The 18,536-nt window shown below is 59.7% G+C and carries 18 protein-coding genes; 14 read left to right on the top strand and 4 right to left on the bottom strand.

Features of this window, described 5'->3' with window-relative positions:
- Window positions 1–254 precede the first annotated feature (254 nt).
- Entirely contained in the window at window positions 255–548 is a 294-nt protein-coding gene (locus ABRP95_RS03795; protein WP_005277485.1) for a WhiB family transcriptional regulator, read from the top strand.
- Between the two features lie 87 nt (window positions 549–635).
- Here the strand turns inward: ABRP95_RS03795 and ABRP95_RS03790 are convergent, their stop codons facing one another.
- Complete coding sequence (locus ABRP95_RS03790; protein WP_284785068.1) at window positions 636–1,112, bottom strand: metallopeptidase family protein; 477 nt, start codon at window positions 1,110–1,112, stop codon at window positions 636–638.
- 94 nt (window positions 1,113–1,206) lie between these two features.
- Here ABRP95_RS03790 and ABRP95_RS03785 point away from each other — a divergent pair, with 94 nt between their 5' ends.
- Complete coding sequence (locus ABRP95_RS03785; RefSeq protein WP_410758107.1) at window positions 1,207–1,698, top strand: DUF3499 domain-containing protein; 492 nt, start codon at window positions 1,207–1,209, stop codon at window positions 1,696–1,698.
- A gap of 107 nt (window positions 1,699–1,805) precedes the next feature.
- Complete coding sequence (locus tag ABRP95_RS03780) at window positions 1,806–3,173, top strand: phosphomannomutase/phosphoglucomutase (protein ID WP_349838970.1); 1,368 nt, start codon at window positions 1,806–1,808, stop codon at window positions 3,171–3,173.
- Between the two features lie 8 nt (window positions 3,174–3,181).
- On the opposite strand, the gene ABRP95_RS03775 is transcribed toward ABRP95_RS03780, so the two are convergent.
- Window positions 3,182–4,534 carry an FAD-dependent oxidoreductase gene (locus ABRP95_RS03775; protein WP_284785063.1) on the bottom strand — a complete coding sequence of 451 codons (1,353 nt, stop codon included), beginning with the start codon at window positions 4,532–4,534 and terminating at the stop codon, window positions 3,182–3,184.
- A gap of 307 nt (window positions 4,535–4,841) precedes the next feature.
- Between ABRP95_RS03775 and ABRP95_RS03770 the strand changes: the two genes are divergently transcribed.
- The 4 genes from ABRP95_RS03770 to ABRP95_RS03755 are packed head-to-tail and all read left to right on the top strand — an operon-like array spanning window position 4,842 to window position 8,514.
- A complete protein-coding gene (locus tag ABRP95_RS03770) occupies window positions 4,842–6,518 on the top strand; it encodes a nitrite/sulfite reductase (protein ID WP_284770033.1) in 1,677 nt (558 codons plus the stop codon).
- Window positions 6,515–6,766 carry a hypothetical protein gene (locus tag ABRP95_RS03765; RefSeq protein ID WP_005277497.1) on the top strand — a complete coding sequence of 84 codons (252 nt, stop codon included), beginning with the start codon at window positions 6,515–6,517 and terminating at the stop codon, window positions 6,764–6,766. Before ABRP95_RS03770 ends, ABRP95_RS03765 begins: the two co-directional genes overlap by 4 nt.
- Window positions 6,767–6,775: 9 nt before the next feature.
- Window positions 6,776–7,501, top strand: coding sequence for a sirohydrochlorin chelatase (locus ABRP95_RS03760; RefSeq protein WP_284849891.1), 726 nt, complete (start codon window positions 6,776–6,778; stop codon window positions 7,499–7,501).
- Window positions 7,495–8,514 (top strand): sulfite exporter TauE/SafE family protein, encoded by a 1,020-nt coding sequence (locus ABRP95_RS03755; RefSeq protein ID WP_284849892.1) that lies wholly within the window; start codon window positions 7,495–7,497, stop codon window positions 8,512–8,514. Before ABRP95_RS03760 ends, ABRP95_RS03755 begins: the two co-directional genes overlap by 7 nt.
- On the opposite strand, the gene cobA is transcribed toward ABRP95_RS03755, so the two are convergent.
- Window positions 8,511–9,263, bottom strand: coding sequence for a uroporphyrinogen-III C-methyltransferase (gene cobA / locus ABRP95_RS03750; RefSeq protein WP_284849893.1), 753 nt, complete (start codon window positions 9,261–9,263; stop codon window positions 8,511–8,513). The two genes, ABRP95_RS03755 and cobA, sit on opposite strands and share 4 nt — an antisense overlap.
- A gap of 41 nt (window positions 9,264–9,304) precedes the next feature.
- On the opposite strand from cobA, the gene ABRP95_RS03745 reads away from it, so the two are divergent.
- Window positions 9,305–10,354 (top strand): exopolyphosphatase, encoded by a 1,050-nt coding sequence (locus tag ABRP95_RS03745; protein ID WP_284849894.1) that lies wholly within the window; start codon window positions 9,305–9,307, stop codon window positions 10,352–10,354.
- A gap of 6 nt (window positions 10,355–10,360) precedes the next feature.
- A complete protein-coding gene (gene manA / locus ABRP95_RS03740) occupies window positions 10,361–11,614 on the top strand; it encodes a mannose-6-phosphate isomerase, class I (protein WP_284849895.1) in 1,254 nt (417 codons plus the stop codon).
- 120 nt (window positions 11,615–11,734) lie between these two features.
- Here the strand turns inward: manA and ABRP95_RS03735 are convergent, their stop codons facing one another.
- Complete coding sequence (locus ABRP95_RS03735; RefSeq protein WP_284849896.1) at window positions 11,735–12,601, bottom strand: hypothetical protein; 867 nt, start codon at window positions 12,599–12,601, stop codon at window positions 11,735–11,737.
- Window positions 12,602–12,813: 212 nt separating this feature from the next.
- Here ABRP95_RS03735 and ABRP95_RS03730 point away from each other — a divergent pair, with 212 nt between their 5' ends.
- The 5 genes from ABRP95_RS03730 (at window position 12,814) to lpqB (ending at window position 18,216) form a co-directional block, all read left to right on the top strand.
- Window positions 12,814–13,167: a DUF4259 domain-containing protein gene (locus ABRP95_RS03730; RefSeq protein WP_239269408.1), complete on the top strand. Its 354-nt coding sequence runs from the start codon at window positions 12,814–12,816 to the stop codon at window positions 13,165–13,167.
- A gap of 63 nt (window positions 13,168–13,230) precedes the next feature.
- Window positions 13,231–13,845, top strand: a complete 615-nt coding sequence (locus tag ABRP95_RS03725; RefSeq protein WP_284770026.1) for a dTMP kinase — start codon at window positions 13,231–13,233, stop codon at window positions 13,843–13,845.
- 3 nt (window positions 13,846–13,848) lie between these two features.
- Window positions 13,849–14,541 carry an MtrAB system response regulator MtrA gene (mtrA, locus tag ABRP95_RS03720; protein ID WP_284770025.1) on the top strand — a complete coding sequence of 231 codons (693 nt, stop codon included), beginning with the start codon at window positions 13,849–13,851 and terminating at the stop codon, window positions 14,539–14,541.
- 90 nt (window positions 14,542–14,631) lie between these two features.
- Window positions 14,632–16,470 carry an MtrAB system histidine kinase MtrB gene (gene mtrB, locus ABRP95_RS03715; RefSeq protein WP_410758206.1) on the top strand — a complete coding sequence of 613 codons (1,839 nt, stop codon included), beginning with the start codon at window positions 14,632–14,634 and terminating at the stop codon, window positions 16,468–16,470.
- The gene (gene lpqB, locus ABRP95_RS03710) at window positions 16,471–18,216 is read left to right on the top strand and encodes an MtrAB system accessory lipoprotein LpqB (RefSeq protein WP_284849897.1); all 1,746 of its coding nucleotides are present in this window, start codon (window positions 16,471–16,473) and stop codon (window positions 18,214–18,216) included.
- Window positions 18,217–18,536: the final 320 nt, after the last annotated feature.

Genomic DNA, 18,536 nt, shown 5'->3' with positions numbered 1-18,536 from the left:
TGTTACTAATGTGACGGATGGGGATCGTGTGCAGCGTTTTTGCGATAAAGCGCGAAAAAGGCACTAATTCAGGTTGACGATATTTAGTGATCCGGTGTGAAATTACATCAGTGCAAGAAACGGCGACCGACGCACTTGTTTTCACGGATTGGTTCGCGGATTGACGGCGATTTAGCCGCACTTCAGCCTCGTGTACAGTCGGTTGCACTGATTAGGATTACCCAACCTCGGAGAAAGGAAAAGGCGTGGACAAAATGGCTAATAACAACGCCATTCTCCGTGGCGGTGCTGCTGCAGAGGTATCGCTCGATGAACTCTTCGGTGCCGTCGAGCAGGAGTGGCAGGATCAAGCGTTGTGTGCGCAGACGGATCCAGAGGCATTCTTCCCTGAAAAGGGAGGTTCCACCCGTGAGGCAAAGCGTATCTGCCAAGCCTGCGCGGTGCGCGATGAATGCTTGGAATACGCGCTGGAGCACGATGAACGCTTCGGAATTTGGGGCGGGCTTTCGGACCGCGAACGCCGTCGCCTTAAGCGCGAGATTGGTTAATTAAGTTGTGTGCTCTAGCCCTTGGCTGCGCCCCCTGAGTGGTGCGGTCAAGGGCTAGAGTTTTCTTTGTGGTGCGAAAAGGTGTCCCTACCAGCTATAGCGCGGGTCTACCTCCTCTGGGGCGAGGTTTAAGTAATTGGCCACCAGGGCGGTAATGACCGTGCCGAGGAGTTCCGCGCGCTCGGCGGAGGTGACGGCACGCTGCTCAATGGGCATGCGGAAGATAACGAGCCGGGCGCGAGTGGGGGTGCCAGCAGGGTCGACACCGGCGGGCACGATGCGGCCGAGCGGCACTGGGCCATCAGCAATGATCTCATCTGGCAGCACCGTCATATCCGCCGAAAGTCGCATGCGCGGGATGGTATCTACCGCAAGGTCGAGCCCGCGCAATTGCGGGGCGAAGGCGTGCTGAATGGGTGCGTAGGCCTCGAGGACGGCGGCATCGAAGAGCTCGCGGGCGCTGCGGTAGCGCGGGGTTTGCTGCGGTAGCAAGGGCCCGTGCAGGCCGCGCCCGTGGCGGTCGCGGGCGGGACGAATATGCGGGCGGGGGCGAGCGGCGGTCATGGCGTTGATTCTAAAGCTCGGTGGCGGCGCAATAAGTGCAGCCACGCCGGGGAAGTACTATCTAAATCTCAACCAAGGGTTTAGACTATTGTCCGTGACTGAATCTCGCCATTGCTCCCGCCCAGGCTGCGGCCGACCCGCCGTGGCGACGTTGACCTATGCATATGCGGATCAAACCGCAGTGGTTGGTCCGCTGGCAGAAGAGGATAACCCGCATAGCTGGGATCTGTGCAGCACCCACCGCGACCGCATCTCTGCGCCGGTGGGGTGGGAGCTGGTGCGCGTAGACCGCATTGAGCTGGACGAGGATGATGACCTTATGGCACTGGCCCAGGCGGTCAAGGAAGACGGCAGGGTAACAACGGGGCTTGTCGATGACCGCAGCGCCGGCTCCGGGGCAGATCCCATCGATTACACCGCCACCTTCGATGGCGCTGATCCTGCCAATTCTAATCACCCGGTATTTCGCACTCGCCGCGTGGCCTATGCCAAAAAGGCCCGCCGCGCTCACCTGTCCGTCGTTCCCGATGCGCACAGCGAAGATAATTCTGCCGAGAAGCAGGACATGGACACCGAGTCTGATTAAAGCAAGGGCGCTGAGCACAGCGCCTGAGAAAGCTCGCGCTAGCTAGCTGCAGACACGGAAGGAGCACTGCGCTAGTTGCCCGCAGGCGGGGAGTATTATTGCGAGGTATGCGAACTCGTGAGCATCTTGATGCAGTGATTAAGGCCTATGACGTCCGTGGCGTGGTGGGCGAAGATATCGATGAAGACTTCGTGCGCGATACTGGCGCCGCTTTCGCCGCAATCCTGCGCGAAGAAGGCGAAAACACCGTGGCCGTAGGCCACGATATGCGCCCGTCTTCTCCCGCGCTGGCGCAAGCCTTTGCTGAGGGCGTGGTGAGCCAAGGCCTCCACGTGACGCTTCTGGGGCTTACCTCCACCGATGAGCTCTACTATGCCGCGGGTTCTATGGAGTGCGCGGGCGCGATGTTTACTGCCTCCCACAACCCGGCGAAGTACAACGGCATCAAGCTCTGCCGCGCCGGTGCCGTCCCCGTTGGACAACAGACTGGGCTGGAAGAGATTAAGCAGATGCTTATCGATGGCACCCCAAACTACGACGGCCCCAATGGTGCTATCGCCGAGCAAGAAATCCTGACCGGATACGCGGACTTCCTGCGCCACCTCGTGCCGCTGGAAGAATCCAAGCCGCTGGTCGTGGCCGTCGATGCCGCCAATGGCATGGGCGGGCACACCGTCCCGGCCGTCTTTGATGGCCTGCCCTTCGATGTCCGCGATCTTTACTTTGCGCTCGATGGCACCTTCCCCAACCATGAGGCGAACCCGCTGGATCCCAAGAACCTAGAGGATCTGCAGAAATTCACCGTAGAGCAAAAGGCCGATATCGGCCTTGCCTTTGACGGCGACGCAGACCGTTGCTTCGTGGTGGATGAAAAGGGCCAGCCGGTATCGCCGTCTGCCATCTGTGCGCTGGTGGCTAGCAGCTACTTGGATAAATTTCCAGGCGCGACCATCATCCACAACCTAATTGCCTCCAAGACGGTGCCGGAGCTCATCGCGGAAAAGGGCGGTACCGCAGTGCGCACGCGCGTGGGTCACTCCTTCATCAAGGCTCAAATGGCCGAGCACAGGGCGGCCTTTGGCGGCGAGCACTCCGCGCACTACTACTTCCAGGAATTCTGGAATGCCGATTCCGGCATGCTGGCCGCCATGCACGTTCTGGCCGCGCTGGGGCAGACGGATAAGCCGCTTAGTGAGCTCATGGCGGAGTACTCCCGCTATGAGGCCTCCGGGGAGATCAACTCCACCGTGGCGGATCAACAGGCCGCCACCCAGGCGGTACTCGATGAGCTGGCGGATAAGATTGAATCCGTCGATGAGCTAGATGGCGTTACGGTCGAGCTCAAGGGCACGGATGCTTGGTTTAATGTGCGCGCTTCCAATACCGAGCCGCTGCTGCGACTCAATGTTGAGGCGAAGACCTCCGAAGAGGTGCAGCAGATCGTAGACGAGGTCCTCGCCATCATCAGGCGCTAATTACTGAATTACTGCGCGCGGGAGTGGGCGACCATGTCTTCCCACTCCACGTACTTCTTTCGCTCGCGGCCTTCGCGCTCGCCCAAAGCGCGCTCAGCGGCATCGAGGCGCTGCCAATCCTGCCACGTGAGGTAGTCGATGCCCTTATCTGCGAAGGCCTCGGTGATATCGCCGGCGGTGGGGGACGGTAGGGTGCCCGCGGCGGCATCATCAAGCAGCATGCCAATGGTTTCACTGGCATCGGACTTGGTATTGCCAATCAGGCCCACGGGCCCGCGTTTTACCCAGCCGGTGGTGTAGAGGCCGGGCACGATGGCGCCCTCTTCGTCGATGACGTGGCCGCCGTCATTGTTGATAACGTTTTTCTCGCTATTAAATGGCACGCCATCCACGGCGTCTGAGCGATAGCCCGTGGCAAAGTAGACCGCTTGCACTGGCCACGTGGTGAATTTACCCGTCCCGCGCACGCTGCCATCGCCGGTCAGCTCTGTGCGCTCCGTTTTGATCCCGCTGACTCGGCCGTTCTCACCGAGGATCTCCACCGGCTGCTCGAAGAGGTGGATCTGCAGCGTATGCGGGGCCTGTTTGGGATCGCGAATGGCATATTGCTCAAGAACCTGGCACACCAAATCCGTAGACTTGCTGGAAGCGCGAGCCTCTAGCGAGGCCTCGTCGTAATCAATATCTTCCGGGGAGACGACCACATTGATGTTCTCCGAATGGTCGAGCTCTTTGAGCTCTTGCGGGGTGAACTTGGCTTGGGCGGGCCCGCGGCGCCCGAAGACGCGTACGGTTTCTGCCTTATTTTGTGCCAGCGAATCGTAGACATTATCGGCGATTTCGGTCACCTTGAGTTCATCGCCCGTCTTGGCCAAGATGCGTGAGACATCCAGTCCCACATTGCCCACGCCGATGACGGCGACCTCGCTGGCGGAGAGATCCCACTCGCGCTCAAAGCGCGGATTTCCGTCATAAAAGCCCACGAACTCACCGGCGCCGTGCACTCCCTGCAGTTGTGCACCAGGGATATCGCGGTGGCGATCGCCTACTGCGCCGGTGGCGAAGACGACGGCATCGTAGTGCTGCTGGAGCTCGTCTACGGTGATATCGCGGCCGATGTGCACGTTGGTAAGCAGGCGAATCTGCTCCGTATCTAAGACGCGGTGCAAGGATTTAATGATGCCTTTAATACGTGGGTGGTCAGGGGCCACGCCGTAGCGGATGAGACCGAAGGGCGCGGGCATTTGCTCAATGAGATCGATGCGCACGTTTCCGCCGGTCTTTTTCACCAGAATGTCGGAGGCGTAAATGCCGGCGGGGCCGGCACCAATGACGGCTACGTTTAAGGGTTTATCTGACACGGTAAATCTGCCTTTCTAGTGTGCGTATTCTCCCGCGGCGATGCGAGGAGGAAATGGAGTCCTCAACGGATATGCGCAAATAGACTGAGTGGTCTATTTCCGGCAGGTGAGTACGGAATTTCTCTTAACAGAGTGAACCGTATGGTCTGTTTGCGCACAAGTGGGATAATTAGATTCTTTATTAAATGCCTTTAATGCGCTGGTCACGGCGCTGGCGAGGGTGAAAATAAAACAGACCGCTTTGTCTGCGATCTGTAGACGGGTAGGTTTTCCTTCAACGCTTTGAAAGGGAGGTCTACACCACATTATGGCTACCGCAACGACGACCAAACGCAAGCCACGCGCCAATAAGCCCGAGGGCCAGTGGAAAATTGACGGTAAGGAACCGTTGAATAACGATGAGGCCATCAAGCAGGACGATGGTGGTCTCTCAGCCAAGCAGCGCGTAATAGACATCTACTCCAAGCAGGGATTTTCCTCTATCCCACCGGAGGATTTAGCGCCGCGCTTTAAGTGGTTGGGGCTGTATACGCAGCGCAATCAGAACTTGGGTGGGGAGATGACCGCCAAGCTGTCCAATGCAGAATTGCAAGATGAATACTTCATGATGCGCGTGCGCTTCGATGGCGGCCGTGCTGATCCGGCCAAGCTGCGCGCGGTGGGAGAAATCTCGCGCGATTATGCTCGCTCTACCGCGGACTTTACAGACCGGCAGAATATCCAGCTGCACTGGATTCAGATCGAAGACGTACCCACCATCTGGGACAAACTCGAATCCGTGGGCCTGGGCACCTTGATGGGGTGCGGCGATGTGCCCCGCGTCATTTTGGGCTCGCCGGTCGCGGGAGTGGCTGAAGATGAGATTATCGATGCCACCCCAGCTATCGAGGAAATCAAGAATAATTACTTACCGCGCGAGGAGTTCCATAACCTTCCCCGCAAGTTCAAAACCGCTATTTCCGGCAATGCGCGCCAGGACGTTACGCACGAAATTCAAGACGTTGCCTTCGTAGGCGTCAACCACCCCGAATATGGGCCCGGCTTCGATTGCTTCGTGGGCGGGGGACTGTCCACCAACCCCATGCTCTCGCAGTCATTAGGCGCGTGGGTGCCACTCGAGCGCGTTCCGGAAGTATGGGCCGGCGTGGTCAGCATCTTCCGCGACTATGGCTTCCGCCGCAACCGCAATCGCGCGCGCCTGAAGTTCTTGGTGGCTAAATGGGGCATCGAAAAGTTCCGCCAAGTGCTCGAGGAGGAGTACTTGGACAAGCCGCTGGCCGATGGCATCCCGCTCGAGGTCAATCCCGGCAGCCGCGATCACCTAGGTGTGCACAAGCAAAAGGACGGCAAGTTCTACGTTGGCGTGAAACCCACCGTGGGCCATGCAACGGGCGAACAGCTCATTGCCATTGCTGATGTGGCAGAAAAGTTCGGCATCTCGCGCATCCGTACCACCCCGATGAAGGAATTGCTCTTCCTCGATGTGGAGGAAGACGATATTCCGGCGCTCTCGCGCGCGCTGGATGAAACGGGCCTGTATTCCCAGCCCACGGAGTTTCGCCGCGGCGTCATTTCCTGCACTGGTCTGGAATTTTGCAAGTTGGCGCACGTGACCACGAAGGCCCGTGCCATCGAATTGGTGGACATCCTCGAAGACACCCTGGGGGATTTGGATGTACCCATTTCCATCGCATTAAACGGCTGCCCGAATGCGTGCGCGCGCTCCCAGGTATCCGATATTGGGCTCAAGGGCCAGATCGTCACGGATGCCGATGGCAACCGCGTCGAGGGCTTCCAAGTCCATTTGGGTGGCGCCTTAGGCCTTTCCCCTGACTGGGGCCGCAAGCTCCGCGGACACAAGGTCGTGGCCGATGAGGTCCCAGACTACGTCATACGGCTGGTCAATAAGTATAAGGAACAACGCGAAGAAGGCGAGCAGTTCCGCCACTGGGTACTGCGCGCCGAGGAGGAAGATCTGCAGTGAATTTTCGCCGTAAGCCTAACCCCAATCGCAATCACCCCACCTTTTGCCCCTACTGCGCCGGCACCGATCTCTTCCCGGATGAAGAAGACGACTTTGCCTGGAATTGCCAGGAATGCCTGCGCGTATTTTCGGTCCGCTTCCACGGACAAGACGATGCCCCCGTAGCACCGGCCCCAGCAGTCTCTTCCACCGAGGCCCTGCAGCGCTCCCTAGCCCGCCGCGGACACTCCACGGCTCCAGTGGATTAAGGATGCACCATGACCGCACTCATTACCTTGTCCCACGGCTCGCGCCACCCGGGCGCCGCCGCCGGCGTTGAACAGCTCACCCAGGCCGCTGCCGCCGCGATTCCAGACCGACCTGCTTATCGTGCGGCACACCTGGAGTTCAATACTCCCGATCTCACCGCCGCTGCGGTCGATCTCGCTCGTTGCGGGGAGGATACGGCCGTAGTCATTCCATTGCTCTTTACGCAGGGTTACCACCAGCGCGTTGACGTTCCCCGGGTTATCGCTGCGGCCGAACAGGCTTCAGGCCTGCGCTTGGTGCAAGGTGAGTGCTTGGGCGGAGGGCGTGCCGTACCAGATGTGGGCAGGCGGGAAGCCGCTGAAGCCGAATTGGCGGCGGTGCTCGCGGCACGCGCCAGGTCTGGGGATACCCACCACGTCATCTACTCCGTTGGTTCCTCTGCTGCTGCGGCCAATGACTCCGTCCGCCGACTTGCGGCTCAGGTATCCCGAATCACCGGCGTTCCCGCTACGGCCGCATTTGCCACCCGCGGTGGCAGCAATGACATTCATGCATTGGCAAGAAGCACTGCGCGAATGCGGGTTATCCCGCTGTTTGTTACCGCAGGACTGCTCCTTAAACCACTGTCATCTACCCCCAGCAATGTCACCGTCGATCCCGTTCTGGGTACCGACCTAGCTGGTATCGTTGCTGCTCACTATCACATCGCCCAGGAGGTCGGTGTTCCATGCTAACCCTTATTTTAATCGCCGTGGCCGGTGCGGCCGCTCAGCTTGTCGATGGCGGCATCGGCATGGGCTTCGGCGTCACTTCAACCACCATCCTCCTCCTAGCAGGCCTAGGACCCGCCCAAGCCTCCGCCGTAGTTCACACCGCGGAACTGGGGACGACTGCAATGTCTGGCCTCAGCCACGCTCGGTTTGGCAATGTGGATTGGAAGACCGTCTTCCGGCTGGGCGTTCCGGGTTCTATCGCGGCGTTTATCGGCGCCACTGTGCTCTCCAATATCTCCACCGATGCGGCTGCTCCCATTACCGCGCTCATCTTGGTAGCCATCGGCAGCAACCTCATCTGGCGCTTTTCCCGCCCGCGCCGGGCGAAGTTTGTGCAAAAACGCAGCCATTCCACCCCATTTTTGATTGGCCTTGGTTCCGTCGGCGGATTCGTCGACTCCACCGGTGGTGGTGGCTGGGGTCCGGTGTCTACCTCGACGCTTATGGCAATTGGCCGCGAGCAGCCTCGCCGCATCGTCGGCACGGTAAATACCGCCGAATTCCTAGTCACACTGGGGGCCACCCTCGGTTTCGTCGTTGGATTGTGGCAGGATATCGTCGCCAACCTCTCCGCCGTGTTGGCCCTGCTCATCGGTGGTTCCATTGCCGCGCCGATTGCGGCATGGGTGATTTCCCGGATTGAGCCGGTCGTCCTCGGTGGCCTCGTGGGTACGGCTATCGTGGCGCTGAATATCGGCAAGGTCTTAGGCGGGCTAGAAACCTACTTCGGGCTGACGGTGCCGGGCTCCGTCTCCCCGCTGCTCATGGTCATGATTCTCGTCGTGGGTATTTCCGCCACCATCCACGGCGCGCGGGCTACCCGGGCTGCTCGCGTAAGGGAGCTGGAAGCCGAGAACGCCGAGACCAAGGCACACGCGGAATTTCATGCCGCAGGCTTTGCGCACAACGCTGCCGGTGCCTCCAAGGACGTGAGCATCGTGGAGGACTCCGCACCGCAGGCGGATAAGGCCTAATCCCCGGCTGGGTCGAGGCCGGCAACCTCGCCAATGACATAGACGGCGGGGGAGGAGACATTATGATCCTCCATCGTCTGCGCAAGTTGCGCTAGTTCACAGCGAAATTCCCGCTGCGTGTTCAGGGTGCCCTCCTGGATAATCGCGCACGGTGTCGAGCCAGCGAGCCCGCCGTCTTGCAATGCCCTGGCAATCGCCGGGGCATTTTTCACACCCATGATGATGGATAAGGTCGCGCCGGACTGGGCCAGGGCGTGCCAATCCACGAGGGACTTCTCGTGCCCGGGAGGCAGGTGGCCCGATACAACGGTAAAGCCGTGAACCATGCCGCGCTGGGTGACAGGGATGCCAATACCTGCGGGCACGGAAATGGCGGAGGTCACCCCTGGGATCACGGTGGTGGGGATAGATGCCTGGGTTAGGGCCTGTACCTCTTCAAAGCCGCGGCCGAACACGAAAGGATCGCCGCCTTTGAGCCGCACCACCTTCTGCCCGGCTTGAGCGTGCTCGATGAGCAGCTCGTTGATCTTGTCCTGGGTGATCGACTTTTTGTAGGGCAGCTTGGAGACATCGATAAGCTCCTTTGCGGAAATATCGCAGAGCTTATCCAACTGCGGGGCAGGGCCTAGGTGATCGGTCAAGATGACCTCGGCCTCCTGTAAGGCGCGCATGCCGCGAACCGTAATCAGGTCCCACGCGCCGGGGCCGCCACCGATAAGGGATACGGGATGAATCTGTACTGACGTCATGCCGCACCATCTTAGTGGGAGCCAGACTATGCTAGAGCGATATGGATAACGGTTTCACTGATGGTTCCGCCTATGACACCGAAACGGTGCGATTTTTTGATGTCGCCCACGAGGGCGCGCAGATTCGTCTGCTCGCCGGACAAGTGGAGCGCTGGGGTGAAATCTTAAACGGGCTCAACCCGCGCTCCCTGGTCATATTGCCCACCGACGCCATCGCCCGCGAGGCAGCGCACCTCGGAGTCGGCTTGGCCGAACCACTGCGCATTCCCTTGGTGGTGACGGAATCGCTGCCGCAGTACGTGGGCGCGCTCGATATCGTCGTAGCGGTAGGCGAGCCCGCAGAATGCGATTGGGCCTCCCGCGCGCTCATTGCGGCAAGCCAGCGCGGCGCCACCACCATTCTGGTGGGCCCGGCAAGCGGCCCCCTGGTAGAGGATTGCCCGGAAGACACCCTCATTGCCCCGTCGCTTCCCACCGCGGAGGGCTGCTCGCCGGCGCGGTTTATCACTGCCCTGTACGCGCTGTGCAGCATCGTGCATACCTCCCCACACGCGGTGCGCGAGGAGCTAGAGGACCTCGCCGCCGCCGTGGACCGCGAAATCGAGCAGCTTTCTCCAGAGCGCGATGATGCCATCAACCCGGGACGGCAGCTGCGCGAATACGCAGAGGGCGCGCGGATTATCCATTCTTGCGTTATCGATCCCTATGCGTATGCCGAGCGTCGCGAGCGCGTGCACATCGATACCCTGGTCGCCCGCATGGCCGCGACTATCTGGGCCGTGCACGGGCTGCCCGGGACCTTCGTCGAGCCCGCTGACCTGAGTGGCGCACTCGATCGGGGTACCGAATCCAGCACGGCGTCCACGCCTGCCGATGACCTTTTCTACGATCCCTTCATCGACGGTGCTGGCGCGGAGGCACCTTTGATACCCTTAAAAGTGATTTTCTGGGGGCAGGAAGAGGCGAACCTGCCCAACTCGCTTGCAGTCCGCAGCACCGACCCGGAACCGGGCCTTGGGCACCTTGCCCGCTCGCTGCAGCTTATTACGCGGAGTTTTGCCGCGACCGCCTACGAGATTTCTAAAGGATAGAAATAAATGCAATTACTGGAAGGCGCAATCCGCAACTATTCGTGGGGCTCGCGCACCCTCATCCCTGAGCTGCGGGGCGAAGAAGCCGCAGGAAAGCCGGTAGCTGAACTCTGGTTTGGCGCCCACCCAGGCGATCCTTCCACGGTGGATGGCCAGCTTCTCAACGAGGTGATTGCGGAGGATCCAGAAGGCCAGTTGGGTACGCGAGTCTACAAAGAATACGGCGAAAAACTGCCGTTTTTGTTGAAGATTCTCGCCGCCGAAGACCCGCTATCTTTGCAGGCCCACCCCTCCAAGGAGCAGGCCGAAGAGGGCTTCTCCCGCGAAAACGAGGCGGGTATTGCCCTGCAGGCCGCAAATCGCAATTACAAGGACGATAACCACAAGCCGGAACTTATCGTGGCGCTCTCGGATTTCTATGCCATGGCCGGGTTCCGTCCCCTGGCACAAACCCGCGAGCTCTTTGCCGCCTTGGAGTGCCCAGAGCTTGAGCGTTATCTTGCCATGCTTGACGATGACCCCGCGGAATCCTCCGAATCCGCCAACCTCCGGGTGCTTTTCACCACGTGGATTACCATCCCTTCGGCCAAGCGCAAGGAGCTTATTAAGGCCATCGTTGCCGCCGGCGAGCGCCTGATTTCCGCCGACCCGAAGGATTGGAAAGCGCGGGTCATGGCTACGGTGGTGGACCTTAATGATCGCTACCCTGGCGATATTGGCGTGCTTGGCGCGCTCTTGCTCAACCACATCGAGCTTGCCCCAGGCGAGGCCGTCTACCTCGACGCTGGGCAGCTCCACGCGTATGTCTCCGGACTTGGCGTAGAAATAATGGCCAATTCCGATAACGTCTTGCGCGGCGGATTGACCCCGAAATTCGTGGATGTGCCGGAGTTGGTGAAGGTCCTGACCTATGCGGCCGCCAATGAGCCGCGGGTGCAGCAAAAAGATAAGCGGAACCAGGATAACGTCCATGGTGCCGAGGCTTGGTCCTATCCGGTGCCCATCGATGAATTTCTGCTTGATCGCGCCGAGCTCGGGCCCGATTCTTCTGTCGACCTCGATTATGACGGCCCCACCATCGCCTTGTGCACCGCTGGTTCCCTCAACCTTCGCAATGCCGCGGGCGAGGAATTGATCCTTTCTCCGGGCCAAGCCGCATGGCTGCCGGCCTCCGACGGTGTGGTTACCGCCCAAGCTCACGCTGTACATGAGTCAAGTCCTGAGGGCTGCACGGCGCAATTATTCGTCGCCCGAGTCTAATAGGCCTTATAACTGTGCCCCCTTGCTAGAAAATCCCAGCAAGGGGGCACTTTTAGGTGCTGGCGGCATTTGGGCCGAGGCTAACTCCCTGGTACCAGTTGCGCTAGCCGCATAGAGGACTTAGCGCGCAGCGGAAGATCCCGCGGCAGAGCTTCCCGTTGCAGGGAGATCCGTGGGCTCTTGGTTTCCCGTCTGTTGCGTAGTGGCAGGCTTCCCGGTTGCTTCCGGCTCGGCGTGGGATTTATTTTTCGCCTGCGGTGCGCTAGAAGGCGCGCCCGTTCCCGCACCGTGTCCCTCTGTGGTGGCATTACGAGCAGACGGGGTGCGCTGCGCGCTCCCGTTGGTATATGACTTTTGTGGGGCCTGCGTTGATGGCGGCTCCGGGTTATCGGATCCGGCTGGCTCTACCGGTTTTCCGGACTCTCCACCCTGATCACTTTGACCTGGCTTCCCCTCGCTTGGAGCAGAAGATGGAGCTGGTGAGCTTGGTGCCGGGGAAGACGGTGCTAAGTTATCCGGCTTGCTGGGATTATCCGGCGCTGCCTGCATGGTGCCGGCACCGTTACCATTCTGCGGAGCCTGGCCCCCCTGGGCGGACGGGGCGTTATTAGCGGAAGCGTCTGGAGAGTAGACATTTCCGGGGCGGTACACCTTGGTAGGGCGGGTAGCCGCGTGGGGATGCGTGACGGCATTGGGCGCCAAGTATGGGTCCGTCGATTGCGGGCGCTGATGGTCCGATTCACCAGCGCCTGAATTAGACTCTGCGGAGGTGGAGTTTTCCGGCGAAGGCTTCTTATGTGTCGACGATGTCGTCGATTCTTCAGCGGAAGTATTTTTTGGTGCCACGCTAGAGGTAGGGGACTCATTCGCGGCGTTGGAGTAACGGGCGCTCGGCGTGCTCATGCGCCACACGCCCACTCCCACGACGACGGCGGCGATAAGGCCGAGCACGATGAACACGTACACGCGACGTGAATCTGGCTTCATCGTGCTCTCCTTTCTTAGTTACATAGGGTGGGTAACAAGTTGATAACGAGAGTATCATGCATTGGAATTTTCGCGACAGCCTTTAGAATCCGTGATATGTGAACAAAGCTCAAATGGGAAAGTGGATTTTCAATGCAATCCTTTTCATGCCCGATTTTTCTGCGCCGCAAAAGCGTGTATAAATGGCGCTAAACCCGTCGAAGGAGTGAGAAATGAGCAGCTGGGACGAAGAGATTTTTAGCACCGATCTCAACGTGGATTTTCTAGATGAATTGGCAAACCTCGATGAAGAAGGGGTAATCCGCGCAGTACAGGATGCCTGCGAGGTGGCTCGCAGCAAGAACGATTTAACCGAGGAAGAACAGCTCAACGCCCACGCTGCGGCCACGATCGCCGCCATTTGGGCAGGCGCGCCGTTCAGCGCCAGCGAAACCGTTGAAGACTACCCCTATATTAGGGACTTGGTGGGAACCGTTGACGATACCCTGACCGAAAATGCCCTTGAGATCCTGGATACCGTCGAAGGAGACTACGACGTGGAACCGTTTATCGAGGCACTTTCTTAAAAACCACCTCCCTCGGTGCCGCTGGCGCCGCCTAGGAGCAGAAAGGATTCTGCATATCTCACCATGCTTATAAGCATTGAAGGCATTGACGGCGCCGGAAAAAATACACTTGCGACCGCAGTGCGGGACGCCCTCCAAGTCCCAGTAAAAACCGTTTCCTTTCCGCGTTATGAGACCTCCATCCACGCGCAACTTGCGCGCGAGGCGCTCTACGGAAAGATGGGCGACCTTACGGATTCGGCCTACGGTATGGCCACGCTTTTCGCCCTCGACCGCTTTGGGGTAAAAGAGGAATTGCTGGCGGCGAAGCAAACGCGCGAGGTAGTGATCTTAGACCGCTATGTAGCCTCCAACGCTGCCTATTCCGCAGCCCGGTTGCGCGACGATAGCCTCTTCCAATGGGTCTATGACCTAGAATTTGGCACCTTGGGCCTGCCACAAGCAGACCTGCAGGTGTATGTGGATACGGCGGTGGAGGTGGCATCGGCAAGAGCGCAGTCCCGAGCCGCCAGTGATTCCACCCGCGAGCGCGACCACTATGAACGCGATGGGGGATTGCAGGAGCGCACCGCCGCCGCTTACCGGCGCCTAGTCGAGTCCGGGTGGGGCGGGCGCTGGATCGCCACCGCCGATGCGGATACTATTACGGCAGCAATAGATGACCTTGTAGGAGATTAAAACGTGGCGCCAACGATTTTGGTTGTGGATGATGATCCAGCGATCTCGGAAATGCTGACCATTGTCCTTGAATCTGAGGGACTCAATCCCGTCCCCGTCATGGATGGCAACGATGCCGTTCCTGCCTTCCGCCAGCACGAACCGGATCTCATCCTTTTGGACCTCATGCTGCCGGGTATGAATGGTGTGGATATCTGCCGCACCATCCGGCGCGAATCCGCGGTGCCCATTGTCATGCTTACCGCCAAGACCGATACCGTGGATGTGGTCTTAGGCCTTGAATCTGGCGCGGATGACTACATCACCAAGCCCTTTAAGCCGAAAGAGCTCATCGCCCGCATTCGGGCGCGCCTGCGCCGCACTGACTCCGCGGAACCGGAAACCCTTGAGGTTGCCGATCTGGTCATCGACGTGCCGGAACACACGGTGCGCCGTACCGATGGCACCGAATTAAACCTGACCCCGCTGGAGTTCGATCTCCTGCTGGAAATGGCGCGCCACCCGGGGCAAGTGCATACTCGCGAATCGCTGCTGGAATCCGTCTGGGGCTACCGCAATGCCTCCGATACTCGTTTGGTTAACGTGCATGTGCAGCGCCTGCGCGCCAAGATCGAGCACGATCCGGAAGATCCGCAGATCGTGCTGACGGTGCGCGGCGTGGGGTATAAGACCGGCAAGGCCGGTGCCGGGGAGTAAGGAAACATCAGAATTCTGGACCGCGTGCGGCGCATTCGTGACGCCATAGTAGATACGCTGCGCACCTCATTGCAGGCGCGCGTTATCGGCATGATTGTGGTCGCCTCCTCGGTGGTCATGATCATCTTGGCCTATGCCTTGGTCTCCGTGCTGACCCAGCGGTTAGTATCCCAAAAAGAAGACGTGGCGCTGCAGGAACTCGAGCGCGCCCGCACGGCGGTGGAGCAGCAAATCGATGCCACCAGCTCGGCAAACTCGGTGCAGGTGCGCATCAATTCCGCGCGCGCTTCCTTGGATCAGCTCTCTGCACAACAAGGCGATGCGCAGGCCGTATATGAACCCGTCATCGTGGTGGAAAACCAAGATGGATCCATCACCACCTCGCCGGAGGATTTCCCGGTGCCGGAACAAATGCGGCAGATGGTGGGCCAGGACCAGATTGCGCAGCAGTATTACCCTGTCCCGCGCGGCAATGGCGATTACTATAATGCGCTCATGGTGGGCACTCCCACTGATGCAGAGATTCCGAATTTGCAGGTCTACCTGGCCCTTTCCATGGAGTCGGAAGAATCCACGATGGCGCTTATGCGCGGGTTGCTCTCTGCTGCCGGCGTGGTGGTCGTGGTCTTGTTGGTGGGCATTGCCTGGTTGGCTACCCAGCAGGTCATTACCCCGATTAAGTCCGCGTCCCGCATTGCCCAACGCCTAGCCGCGGGCCACCTTAAGGAGCGCATGGCCGTGGACCGGGACGATGAGATGGGCCGCCTTGCCGCTTCCTTTAATAATATGGCGGATAAATTGTCCTCCCAGATTGCGCAGCTGGAGGAATACGGCGATTTGCAGCGGCAATTCACGTCCGATGTCTCCCATGAGCTGCGCACCCCCATTACCACCGTGCGCATGGCCGCAGACCTCATTGAATCCGAGGCCGATAGTCTGCCCGCGGGCGCCCAGCGCGCCTCCAAGCTCATGTCCAGGGAGCTGGACCGCTTCGAGGAACTGCTCGCGGATCTGCTAGAAATTTCCCGCCACGATGCCGGCGTGGCGGATCTATCCACCACGGCCATCGACCTGCGCTCCTGCGTGGATGCTGCCTACCGCCAGGTCGAGCACCTGGCCCAAAAGCTCGACGTGGAGGTCGTTCGCAATATGCCGGACGAGCGGATTACCATCCAGGCCGATTCGCGCCGGATCGAGCGTATCCTGCGCAACCTTTTAGCCAATGCTATCGACCACTCCGAGGGCAAACCCGTGGTGATCGATATTGCCACCACGGATAAGGCTGTCGGTGTGGCTGTTACGGATCACGGCGTGGGCCTGAAACCCGGGCAGGAAGAACTAGTATTCAACCGTTTCTGGCGCGCGGATTCTTCCCGCAAGCGCCACTCCGGCGGCACCGGGCTAGGCCTTGCCATCGCCCGCGAGGATGCAGCCCTGCATGGCGGCACGCTCGATGCCTTTGGCGTATTCGGCTATGGTTCCCGTTTCCGCCTCATCATCCCGCGCGAGCCGAATACCGAGATTGGTGATGAGCCCATCTCCCGCGAGATTCCAGGTGCCCCAGGCACAGCTTCAGACTCTGGACACGCTGCGCTTTCCGATGCCCCTGCTACCGCCGACCCCAGCGGCGCAACTGGCGCCGCGAATGCTAGTAACGCGGATATTAGTACCGAGGAAGCTGGGGAAGCGGAAGCTGATGCAACGGAGGATGGTGCAGCAGAAGATAAGGGCGGAGTGTCCGCTGGTGGGGCATCGCCAAGCAATAGCTCAGTGGTGGGCCGTGGAATTGGCATCGACGATGACTCCGCCGACGCAGCCGAGTCAGATGGTGACGGCATCCTGTGGCCCTCAGAACGCGAGCACAATCGCGGGGCCGCGTCGCCAGAGAGGCGCTCTTATAAGGCGCCAGATTTTAAGGGGGATATATAAATGAATTCGGTCGTACGCAACGGATTGTGGCGGCGGAGCACCGCAGTGGGCGCGGTGGCGGTGCTGTGCTTTGTTACCGGTTGCTCAACCTTGCCGCACGATACGAGCCCTCAGGTCGTAGGCACCTACCACAATCAGCCCGATGGCCCGGAAGAAGTCATTGCCCCAGAGGTGGGAGCAGACCCGGACCTTACCCTGCGCGATTTTTACCGCGCTGCGGCCGTTCCCACCAATGATCACGATGCGGCCCGTGGATTCCTCACGGAGACCGCCCGCGGGGCGTGGGATGCCTCGGGCGATGTCATGGTGGTCGATAGCCTGGATATTGTGACCGCGCCCGATAAGAAACAAAACACAGCGGAGGATGTGCGCTCATTTAATGTGCGGGGCACCATCATTGGACGGCTTAAATCCGGTGGGGCGTATGTGCCGGAAAATGAAGGCTACGAAGCTACCATCGATATGAAAATGGTGGATGACCAGTGGCTTATTAACGGGCTGCCGGCAGGATTGGTTATTGAGCGCAATGAGCTGCGCAATCATTACACCCCGCAATCGCTCTATTTTTATAAACAAACCGATGACGTCCTCGTCCCGGATCGCCGGTGGCTCTATAAAGGCAGCGAAGAATCCGAGTCCACGCTGATTACCCTCTTGATGGAAGGCCCATCCAGCAGCATCGCCCCGGCTACCCGCCGGGCAGCGGATGAAAAGGTCACCTTTGCTGGCTACGACAATGAAAACGGCTACCAGTTCGAGGGCTTGTCAGATCTGGATGAAAATGACCGCACCCGCTTTGCCGCGCAATTGGTCTGGACGCTTTCCGATGCCGGGCATATCGGCCCCTTTAAGGTCAAGGCCGATGGCAGCAACTTGGTGGAAGGCATGGATACAGTCAGCGTGGATGATTTTGCTGACTATAACCCCAAGATCAATAGCAATTCCCTGTCCACGCTGTACGCCTTGAACGAGGGCAACGTGCTGGAAGTCGATAGTGGGGTGGCCGAGCCGATCACTGGTGCCTTGGGCTCGAGCGGCAATGTGCAGTCAGTCGATGTCACCGAATCCGGCATGATTGCGGCGGTCAGCCGGAAGTCTAGTGGTGACTTCAAGCTGCAGATGGGCGAAATCGGCTCGGTCATGCAGGACTCGGTCGACGGCAAGACGTTGGCGCGGCCCACCTTTGAATTCAACGGGCAAGCAGCCTGGACGGTGGTCGATGGTGACCGCATCGTGCGCGTCGTGCGCTCCAAGACTACCGGGCGGATTTCGGAATCCGAGGTCGATGCCCGCAGCATTGACGAGATCGAAGGCGAAATCTCCGTTATTCGCCTCTCCCATAGCGGTGCACGCGCGGCGATGATCATTGATGGACACGTCTATATCGCCGCGGTGGCCCAATCCAGCAGCGGCGAGAAGCGCATTGTTAATGCCCGCGAGGTGGGTCCAGAGGTTTCCGGATCGGCATTATCGCTGGATTGGAATAATGATGGCTCGCTCATCGTGGGTACGTCCTCTGGGCAGTCGCCGGTATGGCGCATCGAGCAGGATGGTTCTTCGGCTTCTACCATGCCGACGGGTAATATCACCGCCCCGGTAGTCGCAGTGGCGACCTCGCCGTCAAAGCTTTATATAACGGATTCCCATGCCATGTTGGAACTTCCCGCCACGGTTGTCGATGAGGTGAACTGGCGCGAGGTGCCTGGCCTGCAGGGTCGGCGTTCTTCGCCTATCGTGTCCGATTAGAAGGCGGTTGCGCTCTAGGTGGCGCCGCCGCAAAGGCCTTTCGGGGGATGGGGCGGTGGCGCGCAGTGAGCCTGCGAGAACTGATTTTTCCGCGTGCGTGTGCGGGGTGCCGCGCGCCCGGACATGTCTTGTGCCCGCAGTGCCGGGAGCACCTGCGCCAGCCTCCTTACCTGGTAAGCCGCCCGCGGCTTTTGGGAGCACCGGTATTTGCCCTAGGGCCCTATTCCGATATTCGCCGCAATATCATCATCAGCATCAAGTAAAAACACGCAACCAGGCGGACAAAACACCAGCTAAGCGGGGGTTCCCTGACCCCCACG

Source organism: Corynebacterium sp. KPL2895 (assembly GCF_040225815.1).
Taxonomy (GTDB): Bacteria; Actinomycetota; Actinomycetes; order Mycobacteriales; family Mycobacteriaceae; genus Corynebacterium; species Corynebacterium rhinophilum.
Note: the sequence above shows the minus strand (reverse complement) of the source record. Positions and strands in the feature narration are given on the sequence as shown.

Coding starts and splice junctions, on each gene's coding strand:
- cobA (WP_284849893.1), bottom strand. CDS start 9,263: ATGACGTCAGTACAGATTCATCCCGTATCCCTTATCGGTGGCGGCCCC.
- ABRP95_RS03795 (WP_005277485.1), top strand. CDS start 255: ATGGCTAATAACAACGCCATTCTCCGTGGCGGTGCTGCTGCAGAGGTA.
- ABRP95_RS03780 (WP_349838970.1), top strand. CDS start 1,806: ATGCGAACTCGTGAGCATCTTGATGCAGTGATTAAGGCCTATGACGTC.
- manA (WP_284849895.1), top strand. CDS start 10,361: ATGCAATTACTGGAAGGCGCAATCCGCAACTATTCGTGGGGCTCGCGC.
- ABRP95_RS03735 (WP_284849896.1), bottom strand. CDS start 12,601: ATGAAGCCAGATTCACGTCGCGTGTACGTGTTCATCGTGCTCGGCCTT.
- ABRP95_RS03730 (WP_239269408.1), top strand. CDS start 12,814: ATGAGCAGCTGGGACGAAGAGATTTTTAGCACCGATCTCAACGTGGAT.
- ABRP95_RS03755 (WP_284849892.1), top strand. CDS start 7,495: ATGCTAACCCTTATTTTAATCGCCGTGGCCGGTGCGGCCGCTCAGCTT.
- ABRP95_RS03790 (WP_284785068.1), bottom strand. CDS start 1,112: ATGACCGCCGCTCGCCCCCGCCCGCATATTCGTCCCGCCCGCGACCGC.
- lpqB (WP_284849897.1), top strand. CDS start 16,471: ATGAATTCGGTCGTACGCAACGGATTGTGGCGGCGGAGCACCGCAGTG.
- ABRP95_RS03760 (WP_284849891.1), top strand. CDS start 6,776: ATGACCGCACTCATTACCTTGTCCCACGGCTCGCGCCACCCGGGCGCC.
- mtrB (WP_410758206.1), top strand. CDS start 14,632: ATGATTGTGGTCGCCTCCTCGGTGGTCATGATCATCTTGGCCTATGCC.
- ABRP95_RS03745 (WP_284849894.1), top strand. CDS start 9,305: ATGGATAACGGTTTCACTGATGGTTCCGCCTATGACACCGAAACGGTG.
- ABRP95_RS03770 (WP_284770033.1), top strand. CDS start 4,842: ATGGCTACCGCAACGACGACCAAACGCAAGCCACGCGCCAATAAGCCC.
- ABRP95_RS03725 (WP_284770026.1), top strand. CDS start 13,231: ATGCTTATAAGCATTGAAGGCATTGACGGCGCCGGAAAAAATACACTT.